This is a genomic window from Anaeromassilibacillus sp. An172, from assembly GCF_002160515.1.
Lineage (GTDB): Bacteria > Bacillota > Clostridia > Oscillospirales > Acutalibacteraceae > Limousia > Limousia pullorum.
Map to the genome: position 1 here is coordinate 49,851 of NZ_NFKS01000001.1, position 21,044 is coordinate 70,894.

Annotated in this window: 12 protein-coding genes; 11 read left to right on the top strand and 1 reads right to left on the bottom strand. The window is 37.6% G+C overall.

The window, feature by feature from the left end; genetic code table 11:
• Nucleotides 1-44: 44 nt before the first annotated feature.
• The 10 genes from B5F08_RS00215 (at nt 45) to B5F08_RS00260 (ending at nt 19,659) form a co-directional block, all read left to right on the top strand.
• Nucleotides 45-587, top strand: coding sequence for a putative immunity protein (locus tag B5F08_RS00215; RefSeq protein WP_087375844.1), 543 nt, complete (start codon nt 45-47; stop codon nt 585-587).
• 14 nt (nt 588-601) lie between these two features.
• On the top strand, nt 602-2,095 hold the full coding sequence (locus B5F08_RS00220) for a GNAT family N-acetyltransferase (RefSeq protein WP_087375845.1): 1,494 nt from the start codon (nt 602-604) through the stop codon (nt 2,093-2,095).
• A 13-nt stretch (nt 2,096-2,108) separates the two neighbouring features.
• Nucleotides 2,109-2,519: a (deoxy)nucleoside triphosphate pyrophosphohydrolase gene (locus tag B5F08_RS00225; RefSeq protein ID WP_087375846.1), complete on the top strand. Its 411-nt coding sequence runs from the start codon at nt 2,109-2,111 to the stop codon at nt 2,517-2,519.
• Nucleotides 2,520-2,625: 106 nt separating this feature from the next.
• Nucleotides 2,626-3,864: a serine/threonine transporter SstT gene (gene sstT, locus B5F08_RS00230; RefSeq protein WP_087375847.1), complete on the top strand. Its 1,239-nt coding sequence runs from the start codon at nt 2,626-2,628 to the stop codon at nt 3,862-3,864.
• A gap of 322 nt (nt 3,865-4,186) precedes the next feature.
• Nucleotides 4,187-8,386: a discoidin domain-containing protein gene (locus B5F08_RS00235; protein ID WP_158096166.1), complete on the top strand. Its 4,200-nt coding sequence runs from the start codon at nt 4,187-4,189 to the stop codon at nt 8,384-8,386.
• A 240-nt stretch (nt 8,387-8,626) separates the two neighbouring features.
• A complete protein-coding gene (locus B5F08_RS00240) occupies nt 8,627-10,972 on the top strand; it encodes a LuxR C-terminal-related transcriptional regulator (RefSeq protein WP_087375849.1) in 2,346 nt (781 codons plus the stop codon).
• Nucleotides 10,973-11,114: 142 nt separating this feature from the next.
• The gene (locus tag B5F08_RS00245; RefSeq protein WP_087375850.1) at nt 11,115-12,263 is read left to right on the top strand and encodes an aromatic amino acid transport family protein; all 1,149 of its coding nucleotides are present in this window, start codon (nt 11,115-11,117) and stop codon (nt 12,261-12,263) included.
• Between the two features lie 12 nt (nt 12,264-12,275).
• A complete protein-coding gene (locus B5F08_RS00250) occupies nt 12,276-13,106 on the top strand; it encodes an alkaline phosphatase family protein (protein ID WP_087375851.1) in 831 nt (276 codons plus the stop codon).
• A gap of 19 nt (nt 13,107-13,125) precedes the next feature.
• On the top strand, nt 13,126-13,398 hold the full coding sequence (locus B5F08_RS13180) for a hypothetical protein (protein ID WP_087375852.1): 273 nt from the start codon (nt 13,126-13,128) through the stop codon (nt 13,396-13,398).
• Nucleotides 13,399-14,259: 861 nt separating this feature from the next.
• Nucleotides 14,260-19,659, top strand: a complete 5,400-nt coding sequence (locus B5F08_RS00260) for a family 20 glycosylhydrolase (RefSeq protein ID WP_158096167.1) — start codon at nt 14,260-14,262, stop codon at nt 19,657-19,659.
• 86 nt (nt 19,660-19,745) lie between these two features.
• Here the strand turns inward: B5F08_RS00260 and B5F08_RS00265 are convergent, their stop codons facing one another.
• Nucleotides 19,746-20,315 carry a M48 family metallopeptidase gene (locus B5F08_RS00265; protein WP_087375854.1) on the bottom strand — a complete coding sequence of 190 codons (570 nt, stop codon included), beginning with the start codon at nt 20,313-20,315 and terminating at the stop codon, nt 19,746-19,748.
• 171 nt (nt 20,316-20,486) lie between these two features.
• Here B5F08_RS00265 and B5F08_RS00270 point away from each other — a divergent pair, with 171 nt between their 5' ends.
• Nucleotides 20,487-20,933 (top strand): GNAT family N-acetyltransferase, encoded by a 447-nt coding sequence (locus tag B5F08_RS00270; RefSeq protein ID WP_087375855.1) that lies wholly within the window; start codon nt 20,487-20,489, stop codon nt 20,931-20,933.
• Nucleotides 20,934-21,044: the final 111 nt, after the last annotated feature.

The following is a 21,044-nucleotide window of genomic DNA, read 5'->3' on the forward strand; positions in this document are numbered from 1 at the left end:
TGTACTTTTTATATTTATGTGATATTATTTTAAAGGTGAATTATATGGAGTGGACGGAAGAAGTAAAAAATAAGCTTAAAAGGAAAAATCAGATTTTGTTTTCAAAGGACAGCGAATGTTTTAGTGAACTAAAATTTTTAATAGAACAGCAAAACCACAGAACAATGGCTTTGTGGGCGCTTGAGCTTTCCGAAGAAGCCGTAAGAGTTTTGGAAGAAAAGTATCCGGATGAAACAAGGCCGAGAGAAGCACTAAATGCCTCAAAACTTTGGGCTTTTGGAGAAATACGCATGAGAGAGGCTCAGAGAAAAATCCTTGACTGCCATGGTTTTGCTAAAGAAATAGACTCTTTAGAAGATATAGCACTTTGTCATGCGGTAGGACAGGGATGCGCAGTCGTCCATACAGCCGGTCATGCTATGGGTTTTCCTATGTATGAGCTTACCGCAATAGTGAGAAAGTACGGAATAGAAACCGCAAAAGAAGCTGTGGAAAACAGAATAATGTACTATGTGGAAAGACTTATATACTGGAGTCAGCAGGAGCCTTCATATAAAGGCAAATGGGCAGATTTTATGCTTAAATAACATAGGTGAAAGCTATGAATATAGAAATAAGAAGGTACAAGACAACAGACTGTGAGAAAACTGCAAAGCTTTTTTATGAAACGGTTCACAGTGTAAATGCAAGGGATTACACAGAAGAGCAGCTGGACGTATGGGCGTCTAAGGATATTGACTTTGAAAAATGGAATAAGGTGTTTTTGGATAGCTTATCTATAGTTGCTGTGTGTGAAAATATAATTGCAGGTTTTGGAAATATTGATGAAACCGGTTATCTTGACAGGCTTTATGTTCATAAGGATTATCAGGGAAAAGGAATAGGAGAAAAGATTTGCAAAACCTTAGAGGGATTTGTAAAATCTGAAAAAATCAGTGTGTACGCCTCAATAACTGCAAAGCCGTTTTTTGAAAAGCAAGGATACAGAGTTATCAGAGAAAATACGGTGGAACGCAAAGGTATTTTGTTAAAAAATTATTATATGGAAAAGAGGATTTCAATGCTTGCCTATACATATGAAGACAGCGGAAAATTTGTATTAAAGGAAAAACAGGTTCCGAAAATTTTAAATGACCGTGACGCAATAGTAAAGGTCACATTGGGCAGTATCTGTTCCAGCGATATACATATAAAACACGGTTCTGTTCCGAAAGCGGTTAAAGGAATAACCGTGGGACATGAAATGGTTGGAATAGTGGAGGAATTAGGCTCGCAGGTTAAAAACTTAAAAATAGGCGACCGAGTGGCTGTGAATGTTGAAACATTCTGCGGAGATTGTTTTTTCTGTAAAAACGGTTTTGTAAACAATTGCACCGATAAAAACGGCGGATGGGCGTTGGGCTGTAGAATCGACGGAGGACAGGCAGAATATGTGAGAGTTCCTTTTGCCGATACCGGCCTTACAAAAATTCCCGATAATGTAACAGATGAGCAAGCACTTTTTACAGGAGATATTTTAGCTACAGGATTTTGGGCGGTAAGAATTGCGGATATTAAGCCTCAGGACACAGTTCTGATTATCGGAGCAGGCCCTACAGGAATTTGCACTATGCTGTGCGCAATGCTAAAAAATCCCGGTAAAATCATTGTTTGCGAAAATGACAGCGGCAGAATAGAATTTATGAAAAAGAACTATCCACAGGTTATAACAGTAACTCCTGACAAGCTTAAAGATACAGTTATTGAAAACAGCAGTCATGGAGGAGCTGATGTGGTTTTCGAGGTTGCAGGAATAAAGGATACATTTAAAATGGCATGGGAATGTGCAAGACCTAACGCTAATGTTATTATTGTGGCTTTGTATGATGAACCTCAAGTGTTGCCGCTTCCTGATATGTACGGTAAAAATCTTACATTTAAAACAGGCGGAGTGGACGGATGCGACTGTGAAGAAATACTCAGTTTAATAGAACAGGGTAAAATAGACACAACACCCCTTATTACACACACTTACAGCTTAAAAGATATTGAAAAAGCCTACGAGCTGTTTGAGAATAAAAAAGACGGAGTTATGAAAGTGGCGATAAAACCATAAAGGAAGAGATGAAATGACAGAAAGAAAAACAATACAGGTTGTGGCGGCATTGATATATGATCCGAGCACTGAGAAAATCATGATTTGCCAAAGACCTGAAAATAAAGACAGAGGACTTTTATGGGAGTTTCCCGGAGGAAAAGTAGAAAAAGGTGAAAGCAAGGAACAAGCCTTAATTAGAGAGTGTTTAGAGGAACTTTCAGTTGAAATTCTTCCTAAGGAAATTTATGCTTCCTTAGTACACGATTACCCGGATATAAAGATTGAGCTTACACTGTTTAAGGCGGTAATAGTTTCCGGAGAGCCTAAAAAGCTGGAACACAATGATATAAAATGGGTTTATCCATGGGAAGCGTCAAAATATGATTTTTGTCCGGCGGATAAGGAGATATTGGAAAGACTTAAAAGGGAAAATATAAAATAATTTGTAGAAAAACAGTAAATGGTATAAATTTTCTCGAAAAACCTGTTTCAAATATGTCTGTAATATGGTATAATAATAATTACGACTGATAGAAATGAGGAACTTTATGAGAAAAATTATTGGTTTGTGGAACAGAGTAAGTCTTGTAAAGAGGATAATAGTCGGTTTGATTATCGGTATACTTTTAGGACTGTTTTTCCCTCAGCTTACTTTTTTATCCACTCTCGGAGATTTATTTGTAGGTGCACTGAAAGCTGTAGCGCCGCTTCTGGTGCTTTTCTTGGTTATGAGTGCGCTTTCCAGAAACAAGCAGGGCAAAAAGACAAATATGAAGAGAATTATTTTCCTTTATATTCTTGGAACCCTCATAGCGGGAAGCATCGCAGTTATAGCAAGCTTTATTTTCCCGATACAGCTAAAACTTGGGGAAACAGCCTCAAGTGTCGCTCCGCCGGGGGGAATTAACGAGGTTTTGAAGACTTTGCTTATGAACATAGTATCAAACCCCGTTGACGCCTTGGTAAATGCAAACTACATTGGAATACTGACATGGGCAGTGCTTTTGGGAATTGCTTTGAAGAAAGCTTCTCAGGGTACAAAGAATGCCATCGAGAACATAGCCGACGCCCTTTCACAGATAGTAAAATGGGTAATCAGTTTGGCTCCTTTCGGTGTTATGGGACTGGTTTTTAATACCATTTCAACTCAGGGAATAGGTTCTCTTGTAGATTACGGAAAGCTCATAGCTTTGTTGGTTGGTGTTATGGCTTTTATCGCTTTGGTGGTAAACCCCATAATTGTATTTATAGGAATAAGAAAAAATCCTTATCCGTTGGTTTTCAAATGTCTTAAGGACAGCGGAATTACAGCGTTCTTTACAAGAAGCTCTGCTGCAAACATTCCTGTAAATATGAAGCTGTGCGAGGAGCTTGAACTTGACGAGGATACATACGCTGTATCAATCCCACTTGGCGCCACAATAAATATGGGCGGCGCAGCTGTTACAATTTCAGTTTTGACACTTGCTGCAGCAAATACATTAGGAATAAACGTTGATATAGGCTCTGCGATTATACTCAGTATTCTTTCAGCTGTAAGCGCCTGCGGAGCTTCCGGAGTTGCCGGAGGTTCACTGCTGCTGGTTCCCCTTGCATGCAGTCTTTTCGGAATACCAAACGATATTGCAATGCAGGTTGTTGGAGCAGGCTTTGTAGTTGGAGTAATTCAGGACTCCTGCGAAACAGCTTTGAATTCTTCAACAGATGTTCTTTACACAGCGGTTGCGGAATTGTCCAAAAGAAGAAAGAATACAGATAAACCTAAAAAATTAAAAAGTGAAAATTAAGATACTTTTATAAGCTACATAAAAGCAGATACATGGATATTGTTCATGTATCTGCTTTTTTAATTTACATAATTAAATTATTGTATTGCATATTACACAAAAAAATTACTTATATTTTGGATTGGCGTATTGCATATATAATGTTTTTCATGTTGAATTGTAAAAATTAGAATGTTATAATATTTTTAAGGTACAAGTACAATTATTTGGAATTTTTTTGATTATATTTTTGTTTTTTAAAATTACAAAAAACTATAATAAAAAAGGAAATCTGGCTAATATGCTTGTATGCGTGAAAAAACAAATAAAAGGAGGACACAAAATGAAGAAAATACAAAGAAAAGCAACGGAGAAAGTGTGTTTTAAAGGATTTAGCAAACGCATTATAAGTCTGTTGTGTGCGTGGATGCTGTTGGTTACGGCGGCAACGTCTGTTGCGGTTTCCGCAGTTGAAACACCGAACGGAGAAGAACCGTATCTTAAAAACCTTATAATTGATAAGGTTTACGAGCTCACTCCCACAGAAGCTTATCCTGACGGTGTTAAGCCAAACGACACGGGATTTGCTCCAGAGGTAACAAGTTACACAGGAACAGCGTATAATTCGGTAAACTCCATACAGGTTTATCCATTTGCATCATCTGAAGATGCTAAGGTAACTGTTAATGGCGAATCCTTGAACAGCAGTGGCTATGTACAGATGGATGTATCTGATCTTGGCGAACATAACATAGTTGTTAATGTGTCACAGGGAGACAAATCTAAGACCTACACAGTTAATGTAATAAAGGTTAATTCTGACTATCGTGGACGTACAGCTATTGTAAACAATGAAAAGATAATGAATGATCTTTCAGTTGAAACAGCTGTAGGCGACCAGGCAAAGCTTATGGAAATTCTGAAAAAGGATTATCTTGTTATTTTGCCAGAAAGCAGTAAAGCTGATGGTTCATATGTAGACACAAGTGAGTCTTACTGGGAAGTAGAGGCTTCTAAGCTGCCTGACGGACAGGGAACAAAAGCCCCAACAACTCTTTTCACAGTTGATCTCGGTGATGTGTACAGTATAAGCCGTATACGTGCAGCTTTCGGTCCTTCAAATCTTGGCTTGGGACAGAATAAAGTCAAAATATCTGTCAGCGCAGATGGTCAGAAATGGGAAACTCCTGTAACAAAGGGAAATATGTGCACAGGTGTACAGTATCATCAGAATGTTGTAAGATATGAACTCGGTGTATCTTATGATACCCGATACATAAAATTTGAAGTTACAAACTGGCAGTATTCCAACAAAAATCTCCGTATGTATCAGTTTATGATATATACAGATTCAGCTGATGTTCCGGAAAAGCAGCCGGCACCAGAGGGCGGAGATGTCCCTTATGAGCATGAGGAACAGCATCAGTATATAGCAAGCGGTCAGGCAACAGTTATAGAACGTGGTTTACCTATGCTTGGCTGGACTCCAAGTGAGGGATACGGACGTGGAACACCTACAGTAGAAGAGTCAGAGCAGTTTGGTTATGACGGTCCGCTTTTCTATGACCCTGATTTTGGAAATTCAGATTATATGCTTTATAATCCTGATTCACTTTGGGGTATTGCAAAGGCTCCTTTTGGCGGCAACAATATGTCAAGTGCCGGTGAGCCTACTGACTTTATTCCGGAATCCATGAAGGATTATATTTATAATGCAATCAGCTTCTGTTTCGGTGACGAGGGATACTACAGCAGAAGTGAAGCTGAAGCTTTCGGAAAATGGTTTGATTGGACACGTGAAAATTATCCGGGAGTTATTCTCCATACAAACCAGTTCCCGAATCAGTGGAATGAGTCAAATCTCCGAGAATATATGGAAATAGCAGAACCTGACATGCTCACATGGGACGACTATTACGGTGACAGTTCTTGGGCTAATCCTTCAAGTATAAACCTTTCTGCTGAGAATGTTCAGAAAGCTGCAGCCCGCAAATTGCTGAACCTTCCAACATGGAATCTTTATCGCAAGCTTGCATCAGGCGGAAATGACGGCACAGGAAGCAAGCCTATAATGTTTGGTCAGTATCTTGATGCATTTGCATTTAACCATTCACAGTCAAATAAGAATTTGGTTGTAAATACATCTTTGATTTCAGGTATGAAATGGCTCAATTTCTTCCGTGTTGAATATCAGTTTGACCGTTCATATTTCTGGGATGAAGACGGAACACCTACCCGTGGACTTTTGGAATGGGGAGAAATTATTGACAGAGTACATGCCATAGATGACCAGCTCACACGTTTGAACAGTGACTGGATTATGGTAAAAGTTGGAGAACTGGGAGCAGATGATTCTGCATCAACAGACGGCTTTAACCGCAGCAATTTTGACGCAGAGGAAAGCCAGCTTAAAAACAAGGAATATGGTCTTAAGGATGTGTCAATGGTAAGCCTTTCCGATACACATGACGGTTTGACCGGAGATGTTCTTTTGGGATACTTTGACACACTGCCAGGTCTTTATGAAAGCGAGATAGCGGAGTACTTTGCAGGTGCAACAGCTCCAAAAGCATTTATGGTAATGAATGGATTGGTAGCAGGACAGGCTGAACGCTACAATCAGTTTAATATTACAGCACGTGAGGCAGGTTCTTCCGATAATACCCGTCAGGAAATCACAATTACAGTTGACCCGTCCTTTATGGGTTATGACTTGTATGAGGTTGATAAGGACAATAACGGAGAACTTAAAAAGGTAGCTGTTGATGAAAACGGACAGTTTACAATAGTATTGGGCGGCGGCGAAGCAAATCTCTATTTCTGGAAGCTTGACGCTAAAGCTACATCAACACCGGCAGCAGCTGAAGGCATGTACGCTTCATTTGCATTTGATAATCACAATGAAACATATTGGCAGCCATCAGCAGAGGCTGAAACATACAGCCTTGAAAACAGCTTCGATGAAAGCCGTTTTTATGAGGTTACAATAACTGAAAAGGGAAATAATATCACATCAATCGCTGTATACTATAAAAATAGTGACAATCAGTGGGTATCTCTGGGAGATATGGCACATGCAGATAGTGCATGGACATTTAACTCAGAAGAACTCGTTAAGACAACAGCCTTAAAGTTTGAGGTTACATCAAATGGTTTACCGGCAATTTATGGCGTTGACAGCAATTTGGAAATCGTTGACCCTAATAAGGTGAATGTAGTTACCGTAAACGACAACACAATGGGTGACGGTTTGTTCTGTTTTGATTATGACTCTTTGTGGTCTTACCGTGAAACAGAGTCCAATAAGTCAGCCGTTACATATTATCCTTTGGAAAATGACGGTCACTTCTCCAACTGGACAGGCGCAAAGGCAACATTCAAATTCTATGGAACAAAAGTAGAGCTCAAGCTCAGAAGTGATCAGGCAAGCAACATCAGAGCGAGAGTTGTAGATGAAAACGGTGAAGTTATTACATGGAAAACCGGCTCAGGTGCAAGCCTTATATTTGACGGCTTGGAGCAGGGAGTATATACTCTTGAAATTGAAAAGCTTAACAATAATCAGGCAGGTATTGACGGAGCAACTGTAACATATAAAGGAGAGGTTCCGGAAGATATCCTCAATGAATACAATGCAGGAACTAAGGCTGTTCAGATTTATATCAATCAGAATGTAACAGACGAAAATGAAGAAAACAGATTTGAATACACTCCTGCTTTGACAATAAGCAAGCAGATAGGAACAGATAATTCTGGATTTAATGCTGACGCTGATGAGAACAGCAACTGGGTTGAGCATATACAGAATGCAATGTATCAGAATCTGGGATTTGCAAGAACAAAGGCAGACGGCGCAAGCTACACAATTCATTTCAAGGGAACCGGCGTTCAGCTCTACGGCGGAATTACTCCAATGGGAGATACATCAACCAGCGGTCAGTATGGAAAATTGACATTTGAACTTGACGGTGAAGTTGTTGAACCTCAGACAATTGATACTTCAAAGCTTGGAACAAATGGTAAAATTTCCGCACGCATGTGGTATGTTCCAGTTGAGAATGCTAAGGCAAACGAGGAACATACACTTAAAGTTACTGTTACAGGCGGATACAGCCGTATTGACTATGCTGTTGTAGAGCGTATGTGGAAAGATGCACATGTACATTCAGGAACACTTGTAAGCGGCAAGCCTGCAACCTGCACAGAGCTTGGAGTTAAGGATTATTATATTTGCTCATGCGATAAATATTTTGAAGATGCAGAATGCACTGTAGAGATTACAAATCTCGATGAGTGGAAAGTTATTCCTGCAACAGGACATCATTTTGAAGATGGCGTATGCACAGGCTGCGGAGCTGTTCTTGGTGATGTAAATAACAGCGGCTCATTGGAAGTTGCAGATGTAACAGCTATTCAGAGATATATAGTAGGTTCACTTGCAGAAGGCCCAGAGTTTGATAAACTTCTTGCAGATATGAACAATGATGGAACAATATCAATTATTGATGCAACATTGATTCAGATTTCAATATCAAAAAAATAATTCTATCAAGTTATAATCAATAATAAATGAGGCGAAGCCCCTATTGCTTTTAGCAGTAGGGGCTTTTGCTTGTATAATATTGGAAAAGCCTGCAAAATAAAATTAAAAAAGCCCTTTGACTATACTTTTGGATAGTTCACTTTTATAAAAATTTTTGTTATTATATTTTTATAGATTTATTTATATAGCCATGTAATACAGCGTGATGGAAGAAATTTGCGGCGTTATAAGGAGTAAAATATGTTGTATAATGATAGTTACTATATAAGACCAAAGGAAGCAAGCAGAAAATTAAGTATGGCCTATAAAATAAGAACACCGGTGTATATGTATGGGGTGACAGGTTCGGGAAAAACGGCGTTAGTAAAGGATTTTTTAGCTCATAAAAAGTATAGTGTCTTTTCAGCGGCTAAAGTATCACCTGAGGAAATAAATATAAGCAAAGACGGAAAAGAAAAAATAGTAGTAATTGATGATTTGCATTTTGTTACGGGTGTTTCTGAACGAAAAAGCTATGAAGAACTCATAATAAAGCTTTTAGAACAAGGAAATATATGGCTGCTGCTCATATCACGTTCTCCTATGCCCGGATGGCTCATATCTATTTACATACACTATGCTTTTATTACTATACCTGAGTCTGATTTTTATCTTACAAGGGAAGAACAAATTCTTTTTTTGAAAGAAAATAACATTATATTAAATGAAAAGCAAGAGGATGAAATTATAAAATTTACAGAGGGATTTCCGATTGCTATTAGACTTTTGGCTATAAACGGTGGTGATTTGAGGACAGCTACTCAGGAACTGTGTAATTACCTTGAAAGCTATGTTTATGACCAATGGGATATTGAGCTGCAGGAATTTTTTATGCAGACCTCTATTGTGGACAATTTTACAGAAGAGCTTGCGTCAATGATAACCGGAAAGAGTAATGTGGCAGTTTTATTGGCTCGTGCACAGGAGATGGGAAACTTTTTTGTCTCAGATGGTGTAAACGGTATATGGGAATATAGATGGCAGATGAGAGATTCCATGCGGTTAAGATTAAAGAAAAAATGGAATAATGAGCGTATTAACCCTCTTTATCATCATGCAGGACTTTATTATGAAATGCATGACAAAATACCGGAAGCTCTTTCAATGTATGAACAATGCAATGATAAGGAAAGCATATCTCGAGTTTTAATAGCTAATGCGAGAAAGAACCCTGCATCAGGTCACTATTTTGAAATGAGAAAGTATTATCTTTCTTTGCCTGAAGAAAAAATTCTTGAAAATCCTTTGCTTATAGCGGGAATGAGTATGCTTCAGTCAATGCTGATGAATATTGATGAAAGTGAACGCTGGTATGAAGCCCTGAAAGATTTTGCAAAAACCCATATATGCAGTGAGAGAAGAGAGGCTAAGAGCAGACTTTTGTATCTTGATATAGGACTTCCGCACAGGGGAATAGTAAATTTAGTTGATATCTTAAAGCATGCGGGGACACTGATAAAGGATAGAGGAGCCACACTTCCGGAGTTTTCTGTTACAAGTAATCTGCCTTCGATGATGAACGGCGGCAAGGATTTTTGCGATTGGAGTAAACATGACAATGAGCTTGCCGCAAGTATAGGAATAATGGTTGAATTTGTTCTCGGAAAATATGGAAAGGGTCTTGTTTCTTTGGCATTAGCAGAAAGCTATCTGGAAAAAGGAATGGACGGCTACCGTGTTATGACTCTTGCAGAAAAAGGAAAGCTTGCCGCAGAAAGCGGAGGAAAAATAGAACAGTGCTTTGTTGCAACAGGAATACTTGTATGGTTATCTATAATTAACGGCAATGCAGACTATGCTGAAGAACAGCTTTTAGTTTTTCGTGAGCGTGCGGAAAAAGAGGCTGAAAGACTTTTGTTTAATATTGACGCAATGCTGTGCCGTATTTATCTTTATCAATGTAAGTATCCAAAAATAAACGAATGGATGAAGACAGCCCCTCAGGAAAATGCCGAATTTTCCACTATGGAACGATTGCGTTATTTAACCAAAGCTCGTGTTTATCTGCAAATGGGAAAATTAAATCAGGCATGTTCTATTCTGGAAAAAATGCTTTACTATGCCGATGTTATGAAGCGTACATATATTATGATAGAATCATATTTATTGTTGTCTATTGCATGGTATCGTATGGGCAGAAAGGATTGGACAGTTAATTTACAAAAATGTATTGATATGTCAGAGGAATATGGCTTTGTTAGAATAATTTCCAGAGAAGGTATTGCTGTGATAAAGCTTTTAAAATCAAATAAACTGGTTTGGAAAAATGAGGATTTTAAAAACAGGGTAATATCTGAATGTGCACAAATGGCGGAATTTTATCCAAAATATTTAGAACGTGGAACGGACGGAGAAATAAAGCTTTCGGAAAATGCATTGAAAATTTTAAAAATGCAGGCAGAAGGCATGTCTATTAAAAATATAGCGGAAAGGCTGAGCATAAAGGAATCTACTGTTAAGTATCACTGCGGTGAAACCTACAGGAAGCTTAATGCAAAAAGTAAGCTGGAAGCGATAAACGAAGCGAGAAAAAGAAATTTAATATAACAATTATTGAGCGATAGTTTTTTATCTTGCAGAAACTATCGCTTATTTGTTTAATTTATTGAAAGTAACTATTATTTATGCTATAATTCAATCGAGTTTCAGCTAATTGACAGCGACAATATTTTAAGTAAGGGGAGTAACTATGAAAAGCGAGGCAAAGCTTACTTTTTTTGAAGCCACAAGTATAATAATCGGACATGGTGTGGGGGCAGGAATTTTGTCCGTACCATACATAGCGTCGAGAAACAATGTATTTGATATGTGCGTGATATTTGTTTTAGTGTATGGTATAAATCTTCTGCTTCATTTTATGATTGCAGAGCTTTCATACAACAACGGAGGAATGCAGTTTATCAAATGCTTTGAAAATGATTTATTTATTGGAAAATATAAAAAGATAATGGCGGCAGCTGCATTTATACTTTTAGGTTTTTCCGTAATAGTCAATGTCAGCGGATTTATCACCGGCGGTGGAGCTGTGCTGGAATCCTGGCTTGGAATTGATTACAGAATTGGAATGAGCATTTTCTTTGTGGCGGCGGCATTGGTTGTATTTTTCGGATTGAAACTGGTTGGAATTTTTGAAAAATTTGCAGTTATTTTCATGCTGGCGGTTATAGTGATTCTAATAGGTGCATCCTTTAAAAGTGGCCGTGCAGATTTTGCCAGCAAGTTTATAGCATGGGGAAATGTCTTGGCTCTTTACAGCATTATTTCATTTTCTCTGTCTGCTGTAATGTCTGTGCCCCAGGTGGTAAAGGGTCTTGACGGAAATATTAAAAAAATCCGTGGAGCTATTGCCCTTGGAACAGGAATAAATCTTATGTTAATTGTTCTGATAACATTTACAACTCTGTATTGTGTTGGTAATAATGTAACACAGAATGGTGCAATCGTAGATATGTCGGCAAAAATCGGCGGATGGGTCAGCATTATCGGCTATATATTCTCACTTTTGGCTCTTGCTACCTCTTTTTGGGCAAATACTTTAAATCTGAGAGATGTTGTTGAAGAACAGCTTTCTCTGGGAAATAAAAAAAGCTGGCTGCTGGCTTCAATTCCTTGTCTTGGAATTGCATTGCTGGGACTTACAAGCTTTGTTGGTTTTGCAAGACTTGCAAGCGTTGTACAGGTGCTTACTGGAGTGGGTGTTATTTTGGCTTATAATCATTCCAGAAAAGGCAAAAAAGAAAACACAATATGCGGAAAATTCGGAAGTATACCTTTTCAGATTATAGTCATTGCAGGTTCTCTTATTGCGACAGTTGGAGCCTTGATTAAGATAGTATAAGGGTGAATTGATGTGAAAGACAATAATATTTTTAATACAACTCCAATTACAAAAATAAGGCCTACTATAGAATTTTTTCTGGGTGCTGATACCGAACATGACAAAACCATTGAGTGTGGTGTTTTAGAAAAAACCTTAGAAACTGCCAAACAACTTGGTTTTGTAGATGAAAATGGAAAATCAAAAGTTGACAGAGTTTTTATGTATAACCCTGACGCCATAGGATTGTGGATATATCAGGAGTACAAAGACTTATTTAAGCCTCTTGAAAATATTACCCAAGTTAGGGAGGACATTCTAACGGTTTATCCTCCTGTAACGCCGGTGTGTTTTGGCTCAATGTATACGGGAATGAAGCCTGAAAATCATGGGATTCTTAAATATGAAAAACCTGTTTTGCAGGTAAACACCATTTTCGATTTTTTACCCTCAGTAGGTAAAAAGGTAGCTATAGTCTGCACTCAGGGGGATTCTATAGCCGAGATTTTTAAGGGCAGAAAGGTAGACTATTTTATTTATCCAACCATTGACCGGTGCAACAAAAAGGCGGAAGAGCTGATAATTGCGGACAATCACGACCTTATAGTTTTGTATAACGGTAATTATGACTACTACATGCACAGGTTTACACCAAAGGGTAGAAAATCCATAAACGAGCTTAGAAAAAATATTGATACCTATTGCGCACTTTATGAGCTAATTAAAGAAAACTGGAAACAGCATAGAACTTTTATGGCGTTTGCTCCGGACCACGGATGTCACAGAAGTATTTTTCCTCCCGGAAATCATGGAAAGAATATACCAAAGGATATGAATACAGTACATTTCTATACTTTTATATGAGGCTTTTGAGGGGTAGAAAATGGAATTATTAAACATAGTAAAAAATACGATTGCGACAAAAATAATAATAGGGTCGTTTGTTGTTAATACATTAACAACCCTTTGCGCTTCCGGAATAGTCTATTGCTGTCCAAATTCAGCGTTAATAACGGCAATTATTGCAGTCGGATTGATATTTTCACCGATTATAATTTTAAACATATATTATGTCTGGAACACACAGCGGAAGTACAAAACTATTGATGTTATAATATCTGCGGTTACAGCGGTTTTTCATTTGATAATAATATAATTTTTGATATATAAAAAAATAATGCCGGTTGACCGTTTTACATTGCTGTATTTGACTTTTCCGCTGTGCATTGGAGGCTTGAACTTTGTAAGAGGATATAAAGGAAGACCATTTTTATAGAGACAACATGGAAAACAGAAGGATACCTAAAATTACTGTCATGAAAATTTTTACTGTAGTAGTTATTTTAGTCTGTATTGCCTCTGTGATTATGTGTATTTTGAATTATTATGATTTTTCTATATTTAATGATATAGGAGCGTAACCAACAGTAAAACTCTATAAATCCAATATTTAAAAAACTATCAAAAATCAAACCTGTAGAATTTGTTTTATAGGTTTGATTTTTTTATTTCACACAGTACTTAAAAGGTTTCTAAAAAACTGAATATGATGAAAATTATCATTGATATCTTAATCATTTAAGGTGTTGTATTTAAAAACTGTTTAAAAGCCAATTAAATCTAATTTATTGTTTAAATATATAGAAATATAGATATCTCGCTTTTTATTTTAATTGATGAAGTTAGGTGTATAAAACACATGGAATTTTGTATTTAACCGCAAAAAGAATTAAACATAACAATAAATAATAGTCTAAATTTAATAAAACAATACAAGAAAATTATTGAAAAAAATTACCTTAAGAGTATAATGTAAACTATATAAAGTGGTACATTTGTAAAAAAATATATTGCAGGAAAGGAGAATGGATAATAGCAATATTTTGCAAAACTTTATGCCGCTTATGTGATGAATTATTTGTATTTTATCTAAAGAAAGGAGTAAAAACAGAGGTAAAAGACATATGTAAGTTAATTATTCAAGTGTAAAATGTTTAACAGAACGGAGGATAGAGCGATGAAAAAATTTCTGAGCGTGATTTTATCTTGTCTTATGGTTTTGTCCATGGTTTCAGTGGCATCTTTTGCAGATGAAAACGTCGGACAGCTTGAGGGAGAGGGAACTGCTGAAAATCCTTTTGTGATAAAGTCGGCAGATGATTTGATTGATATGTCAAATCTTATAGAACAGGATGCAGCATATGCAGACGATTATTATGTTTTAGCAAACGATATAGACTGTACCGGAGCTTCAATAACACCTATCGGAAAAACTAACTATTTCAGCGGTGTTCTTGACGGACAGTCTTTTGAAATATCAAATATTGTTATAGATGACGCCACAGACAATACAGGATTGATAGCTTTTGCGGACGGAGCAACTGTTAAAAACATAGGCATAGTTGATTCTAATATTAAAGGCGCAGGCAATACCGGTGCGCTTATCGGAAGAAGTATGCATGCAACAGTTTACAATAGCTATGCAAGAGGAGTAACTATTGTCGGAGGCAAGGATGCAGGCGGACTTATAGGAATGTGCAACAATTCAGTTGTAGAAAACTGTTTTTCAAACGGTAACGTAACCGGTAAAGGCGATTCAGCAGGCGGACTTTTGGGTTCACTCAATGCAAGCCTTGATACAACGCCGGAAGCAAAACCGGTTTTGAGAAACTGCTATTCTCTCGCCATTGTTTCAGCAACTAAATACGGCGGAGCAATAATGGGCTGGGACGAAGGATTAAGCTCTCCTCAGTTTGCAAGAACCATAGAGAATGTTTACTATTTGGAAAGTCAAAAACCAATGGGAAATAATGGAGAAAGTGATGAGTACACTCCTTGTGCTTTGAAAGAGTTTATAGATGGTACATTGCTTGAAAAGCTCAACAGCACAGGTAATGAAAATTATGCTGCATGGATTACCGGCGGTTCAGGTTATCCTGAATTCAGAGAGGGAACAGGCTCTTCAGTTGAAACAACCCTTAAAGGTGACGGAACAGAAGAAAGTCCATATTTAATTGAAAATGCCGATGACCTTTTTGAAATGGCCCGTGTAGTAGAGCTTTCTTATTTGTTTGCAGGCGCTAACTATAAACTTACCGCTTCCATAGATATGAAAGACGTTGATTTCGAAGGTATAGGAAATTTCAGCTTCTCCGGAACATTTGACGGAGGCAATCACGTTGTCAGAAATCTTAATATGGATTTAGGCGGCCAGTCAAACGCAGGTTTCTTCAGAAATATTGACGGCGCTGTTATAAAGAACTTTGGTATTGAAAGCGGTTCTATTTCCGGTGGATTTACTGTTGGTTCTATTGCAGGCAACGCAAATAATTCTCAGATTATTAACTGCTATAACAATGCAGAAATAAAGGGTTTTGATACAGTCGGAGGTATCGCAGGTTCTATCAGCAACACCACAATAAAGAATTCCTTTAATAAAGGAAAAATCAGAGGTACTTTCAGACTGGGTGGAATTGTAGGTAAAATATCTGCAATAGATGAAGATTTCACAGAGCCAGTACTTGATAACTGCTACAATTTGGGACATGTTAACTGGGGAACATATTCAGGAAAGGTTATAGGTTTTACCGCTGTGCCTGAATTAAATATTTCCAATACATATTACAACATGGAACAAATTCCTGATATGGGAATAGGCAATGTACAGCCTTTTATCACCAATGCTGGAGTTATCGGAAAAACAAAAGCTGAACTTACAGACAGCGAATTTGTAAACCTTTTAAATTCAAATGCAAAAGAGGGATATCTCACATGGACTTATGGCGAAGATAAAACCGCTGTATTTGAGGAATTTGAAGAGGTAGGCAAACTGGAAGCTTTCATGGCTTCTGTAACTTCTGTTGAGGTAAAAGACGGAAAAATTTCTCCTATTTATTCAGATGACGGTAAATATGTAACATCTGTTTACGGTTCAACAAATAAAAACGTGGTTGACCTTGAGGGAAATGTTTATACTCCTTTGACAGAACAGACAGCGCTTTTGATATTGGATGTATATGATACCGAGAGCAATGAAAAAGTTGGACGCATTGACAGAAATATTGAAATTACCATACCGGGAAAATACGACAATGAAGGCATAAATCAGAAGCCTAATGTAGTTCCCGGATTAAGAGAGTGGTATGGCCTTGAGGGTAATTTTGAAATAACAGGTGAAACAAGAATTGTTGCCACAAGCGATGAATCACTGGAAATGGCAAACAGACTTAAAACCTATTTCAAAGATATGCTTGACATAGAGCTTTCTGTTGTACAGCTTCCGCAGGGAGAAGCAAATGACATTATCCTTAATTTCAATACCGACAGACAAAATGACCTTCAGGAAGAAGGATACGAGATTTCTATCACAGATAGAATTATAATTGAAGCACCTACAGAAATAGGTCTGTTCTACGGCGGAGTTTCTCTTACTCAGATTTTGTATCAGGAGCCGACACACAGCCTGATTCCAAAGGGCTACATTCGTGATTATCCTGAATATGAACTCCGTGGCGGAATGATGGATGTTGCCAGAAAGTATTTCTCACTTGATTATATCGAGGAAATGGGTAAATACATGTCATGGTTTAAGCTGAACACCCTCAGCCTGCATATAAATGACTGCGGCGGTGAATATCCTAATTCCTTTGTAGTTGAGAGCAAAAAGTATCCGCAGCTTAACTTGAATAACGGAGAATATGTATGGTCACAGGATTACTATCGTCAGATGCAGAAAAATCTCAAGGAATATGGTGTGAATGTTATCACAGAGATAGACACTCCCGGACATGCTGCAATGTTTGGAAACATTGACAGCACAATAGTAAACGGGGCAAACTTCGATTTGTCAGGACATTATGACGAGTCACTTGCATTGGTTGAGGATGTTTTCGATGAATTCTTAGACGGTGAAGACCCTGTATTCCAGAGTGCATATGTTCATATAGGAACAGACGAGTCAGCCAACACAAACGAAAACATGAGACGCTATATCAACGACTTGGCTCAGTATTTACTGGGTAAAGATAATGTTGATAAGGTTGTATTCTGGGGTAACCTTACATACTATTACGGTGAAACTACAGTAAACAGTGAAAATGTTGTAAATCAAATTTGGGATAGCGCTGACCAGCGTGTTGATGAGGCTTTGGACGCAGGATTTGAGGTAATCAATTCCACAAGTAATATTATGTACCTTGTTCCAAATACAGGAGCAGCATTCGGTCCGGGAACTTTCTTTAACGGATATGTTGACATGGCAAGATTCTATGACACATGGCAGGGCGGAAGCGATTTCACCACAAGAAATCTTTCCAACCCTTACATGCTCAGAGGCGGCATAGATAACTACTATGGAGATTTTGACGTACTTAAAGGAAATCCTCAGATTCTTGGTTCCTTGTTCTGTAACTGGAACGACTTGGGCTGGTATTCTGATTATGATATGCTTGACCTTATGATTTCCTACATAGGAGGTATAAGCGAGAAGCTTTGGTACGGTGATGAGGACAGATTTGAAAGCGGAGATGAATTTGTTGAAGCTTTCAACGCAGTTGGAGATTTTGCAGCTTATGCAAATCCGAGAAGAATAGTAAAAACAGATACGTACACAATTGCTCAGTATGATTTTGAAAATGTTACTGAAAACACCATTGAGGATATAGCAAACGACTATGACGGAACTTTAGTAAACGGTGAAATCATATTCGATGATACCCTTGGAAGCAATGTGTTTAAGCTTGACGGAACATCATATATTAACTTGCCATTTGAGGCTGTAGGTTATCCGTACACAATTTCCTTTGATTTGTATTTGGACGGAGAACAGCCTGAAAATGCAGTTTTGTTCCAGGATGATCACTGTACTTTCTATCTCAACTATAAAGAAAATGGTGTATCCTTTGTAGTTGATAAGTATGAATATACTTTCAATACAACTATCCCAACAGATCAGTGGGTAAATATTAAGCTTACAAGCACATTTGTACATGGCGGAGTAAATACAACAACTCTTGTTATCAATGATGAAGAGTTCAGTCCAGCTGTTTTGGGCAGAGATAACAACTCAAAATCTTCCTACATCGGAACAGAAAAGATGTTTGAGGGAATCACAGGAAAGATTGACAATATAAGCATTTATAATAAGTATAGACTTCTCTATGACCCGAACTTCAAATTTGAGGGAGAAGGCACAGAAGAGTCACCTTATCTTATTCAGAATGCAGAAGACCTGAGCATGTTCAGCAACTTCCTCAATTCCGGTGAATATACAGATGCGTACTTCAAACTTACCAACGATATAGATATGGCAGGTGCTAAATACACAACTGTAGCCACATTCAGTGGAACATTTGACGGCGACGGTCATGTTATCAGCAACCTTACAATCAATAATTCAGGTGTAACAAATGTAGGACTTATCGGCTTCTTAGAGGGCGGAACTATCAAAAACCTCGGTATAGCTGATTCAACAATAACAGGAGGAGATAAGGTCGGAGCTTTTGCAGGAAGAACAATGCATGCGACTATCTATAACTGCTATGGAAAGAATGTAACTGTAAACGGCGGAAACGATGTCGGCGGTCTTGTAGGAATGTGCAATAACAGCGTGGTTGAAAACTGCTTTACAACAGGTACAATCACAGGCACAGGTATATCAATAGGCGGAGTATTTGGTTCAATGAACAGCAGCCTTGATGCAAATCCTGAAGCACAGATGGTTGTAAATAACTGTTATTCAACAGCAGAAGCCAAGGGCGAAGGTAACGTTGGCGCAATAGCAGGTTGGGACGAATATGCAGCATACCCACAGTATTTGTCAACAATAGATAAGGCTTACTATCTTGAGGGCAAAAACCCAATAGGCAACTGTGAAAACTATGCTGATTATACTTCTATAACAGCAGAACAGCTCACAGACGGTACTTTGCTTGATAAACTCAATAGCGGCAAGAAGGATTACTATAAAACATGGATAAGCGGAGAGGACAACATGCCTGTGCTTAGATTTGTTTTGGATGTTGATAAGACCGATTTGTCAGAGCTTATTGCTAAGGCTCAGGAAATAATCGACTCTGATAATTTCTATCTGCCTGAATCTATTGACAATATGAAGCAAGAAATGGACAATGCTCAGAAGATAGTTGACAAACAGGATGCCACAGCTGGAGAAATAACAGCTGCATACGAGAAGCTTGAAACTGCAATATTCAATGTTATCCCGGCAATCCTCGGAGATGTAAACTTTGATAATGTACTTGATATAAACGATGTAACACTTATCCAGAAACACATTGTCAACATAGAAACCCAGGGAACATTCTATGAAAGCCTTGCTGATGTAGATGGCGACGGAATTATAACAATAAAGGATGCAACAGGCGTACAGATTATTCTTATTAAGTCTCAGGCTGCATAAGCAAAATGTTGTATACTTTAGGAGTAAAGGTTTAGTATAAAAAACTCCCTTTCGGATATTCAAATCTGAAAGGGAGTTTTTCTAAGTTATTTTTTCATTCTCATCATTATTCTGTTTCCGTTTTCTTTAAACCATTTTTCCCGTTCCTTATAATCAGGCAAAATAGAAGCCACCAAGTTGTAGAAATTTTTTGAATGGTTCATCTCTTTTAAATGACAAAGCTCATGAACAACGGTGTAGTCTATCATTTCCTTGGGCATAAGCATTAAGAGACAGTTGAAATTAAGATTTTTCTTTCCGGAACAGCTTCCCCAGCGGGTAGTTTGATTTCTTATTGTAATTCTGTTATAGGTTACACCCAACTGTTTTGCAAAGTATTCAACTCTTTTTGGTATGTACTCAAGTGCCTTGTCTGCTAAAGCTTTTATATCCTCGTTGGTAAGCTTTGGCTCAGCATTTTTAGCAGCTTCCTCCTGGCGTTCTTTCATTGAAAGCATATGTTTTTCAATCCATGTTCTTTTTGAACTAATGAACTTTTTAATTTCGCTGTCGCTTAAATTAAGAGGAGCCTTAACATATAAATTCAAGTCACTGCCTATTTCTATTGAGAGGGTTTTTCTGTTGCTTTTCTTTACAAATATTTTTTCAGGCATCATTTTTACCTCTCCGTTTCGTTATAATGTTACTAAATTCTATAACATATTATTAAGTCCGTCAATACTTGATATTGTTTTAATTGAAATTTTATATATCATATGATAAAATAAATTAAGAGACTAAAAAGTGGTTGTAATTTAAGCGATATTTTTTAATTGAGGGGTGGTATCGTGATAATTAGAAAAATAGAAAATACTGAACGCATAACGGCTGTTGCTTTGATATGGGATACATTTTTGAAATTTGAAGCTCCTGACTATTCTTTTGAAGGGGTTGATGCTTTCAGGTCTTTTATTTTTAATGATAAGATTTTAGACACTTTAGAAATTTTTGGAGCTTATGAAAAAGAAAAGCTTTTAGGCGTCATTGCCACAAATCAAAACAGAAAACACATATGCTGCTTTTTTGTAGAAGCAGACAGTCAGCGCAAGGGAATAGGCAGAAAGCTTTGGGAATACATAAAAAAGCACAATCAAAATGATGTTGTCACCGTAAACTCATCGCCATATGCTGTTAAAGTTTATCATAAGTTTGGGTTTATTGATACAGATACAGAAAAAACCACGGACGGCATAAGGTATACACCGATGAAATATGAAATGGATAATGGATTATAAAACAGAGATGATATAGTTATGGACCTTAGAGAGGTTATGAATATAGAAGAAGGATATTATGCGGGGTATAGACCGATATATGATAAGCTTCAAAAGAAAGCAAAGAAGCAG

What these genes read in the sequence shown, in the direction of transcription:
- B5F08_RS00215 (WP_087375844.1), top strand. Translation starts at nt 45, where the DNA reads ATGGAGTGGACGGAAGAAGTAAAAAATAAGCTTAAAAGGAAAAATCAG.
- B5F08_RS00220 (WP_087375845.1), top strand. Translation starts at nt 602, where the DNA reads ATGAATATAGAAATAAGAAGGTACAAGACAACAGACTGTGAGAAAACT.
- B5F08_RS00225 (WP_087375846.1), top strand. Translation starts at nt 2,109, where the DNA reads ATGACAGAAAGAAAAACAATACAGGTTGTGGCGGCATTGATATATGAT.
- sstT (WP_087375847.1), top strand. Translation starts at nt 2,626, where the DNA reads ATGAGAAAAATTATTGGTTTGTGGAACAGAGTAAGTCTTGTAAAGAGG.
- B5F08_RS00235 (WP_158096166.1), top strand. Translation starts at nt 4,187, where the DNA reads ATGAAGAAAATACAAAGAAAAGCAACGGAGAAAGTGTGTTTTAAAGGA.
- B5F08_RS00240 (WP_087375849.1), top strand. Translation starts at nt 8,627, where the DNA reads ATGTTGTATAATGATAGTTACTATATAAGACCAAAGGAAGCAAGCAGA.
- B5F08_RS00245 (WP_087375850.1), top strand. Translation starts at nt 11,115, where the DNA reads ATGAAAAGCGAGGCAAAGCTTACTTTTTTTGAAGCCACAAGTATAATA.
- B5F08_RS13180 (WP_087375852.1), top strand. Translation starts at nt 13,126, where the DNA reads ATGGAATTATTAAACATAGTAAAAAATACGATTGCGACAAAAATAATA.
- B5F08_RS00260 (WP_158096167.1), top strand. Translation starts at nt 14,260, where the DNA reads ATGAAAAAATTTCTGAGCGTGATTTTATCTTGTCTTATGGTTTTGTCC.
- B5F08_RS00265 (WP_087375854.1), bottom strand. Translation starts at nt 20,315, where the DNA reads ATGATGCCTGAAAAAATATTTGTAAAGAAAAGCAACAGAAAAACCCTC.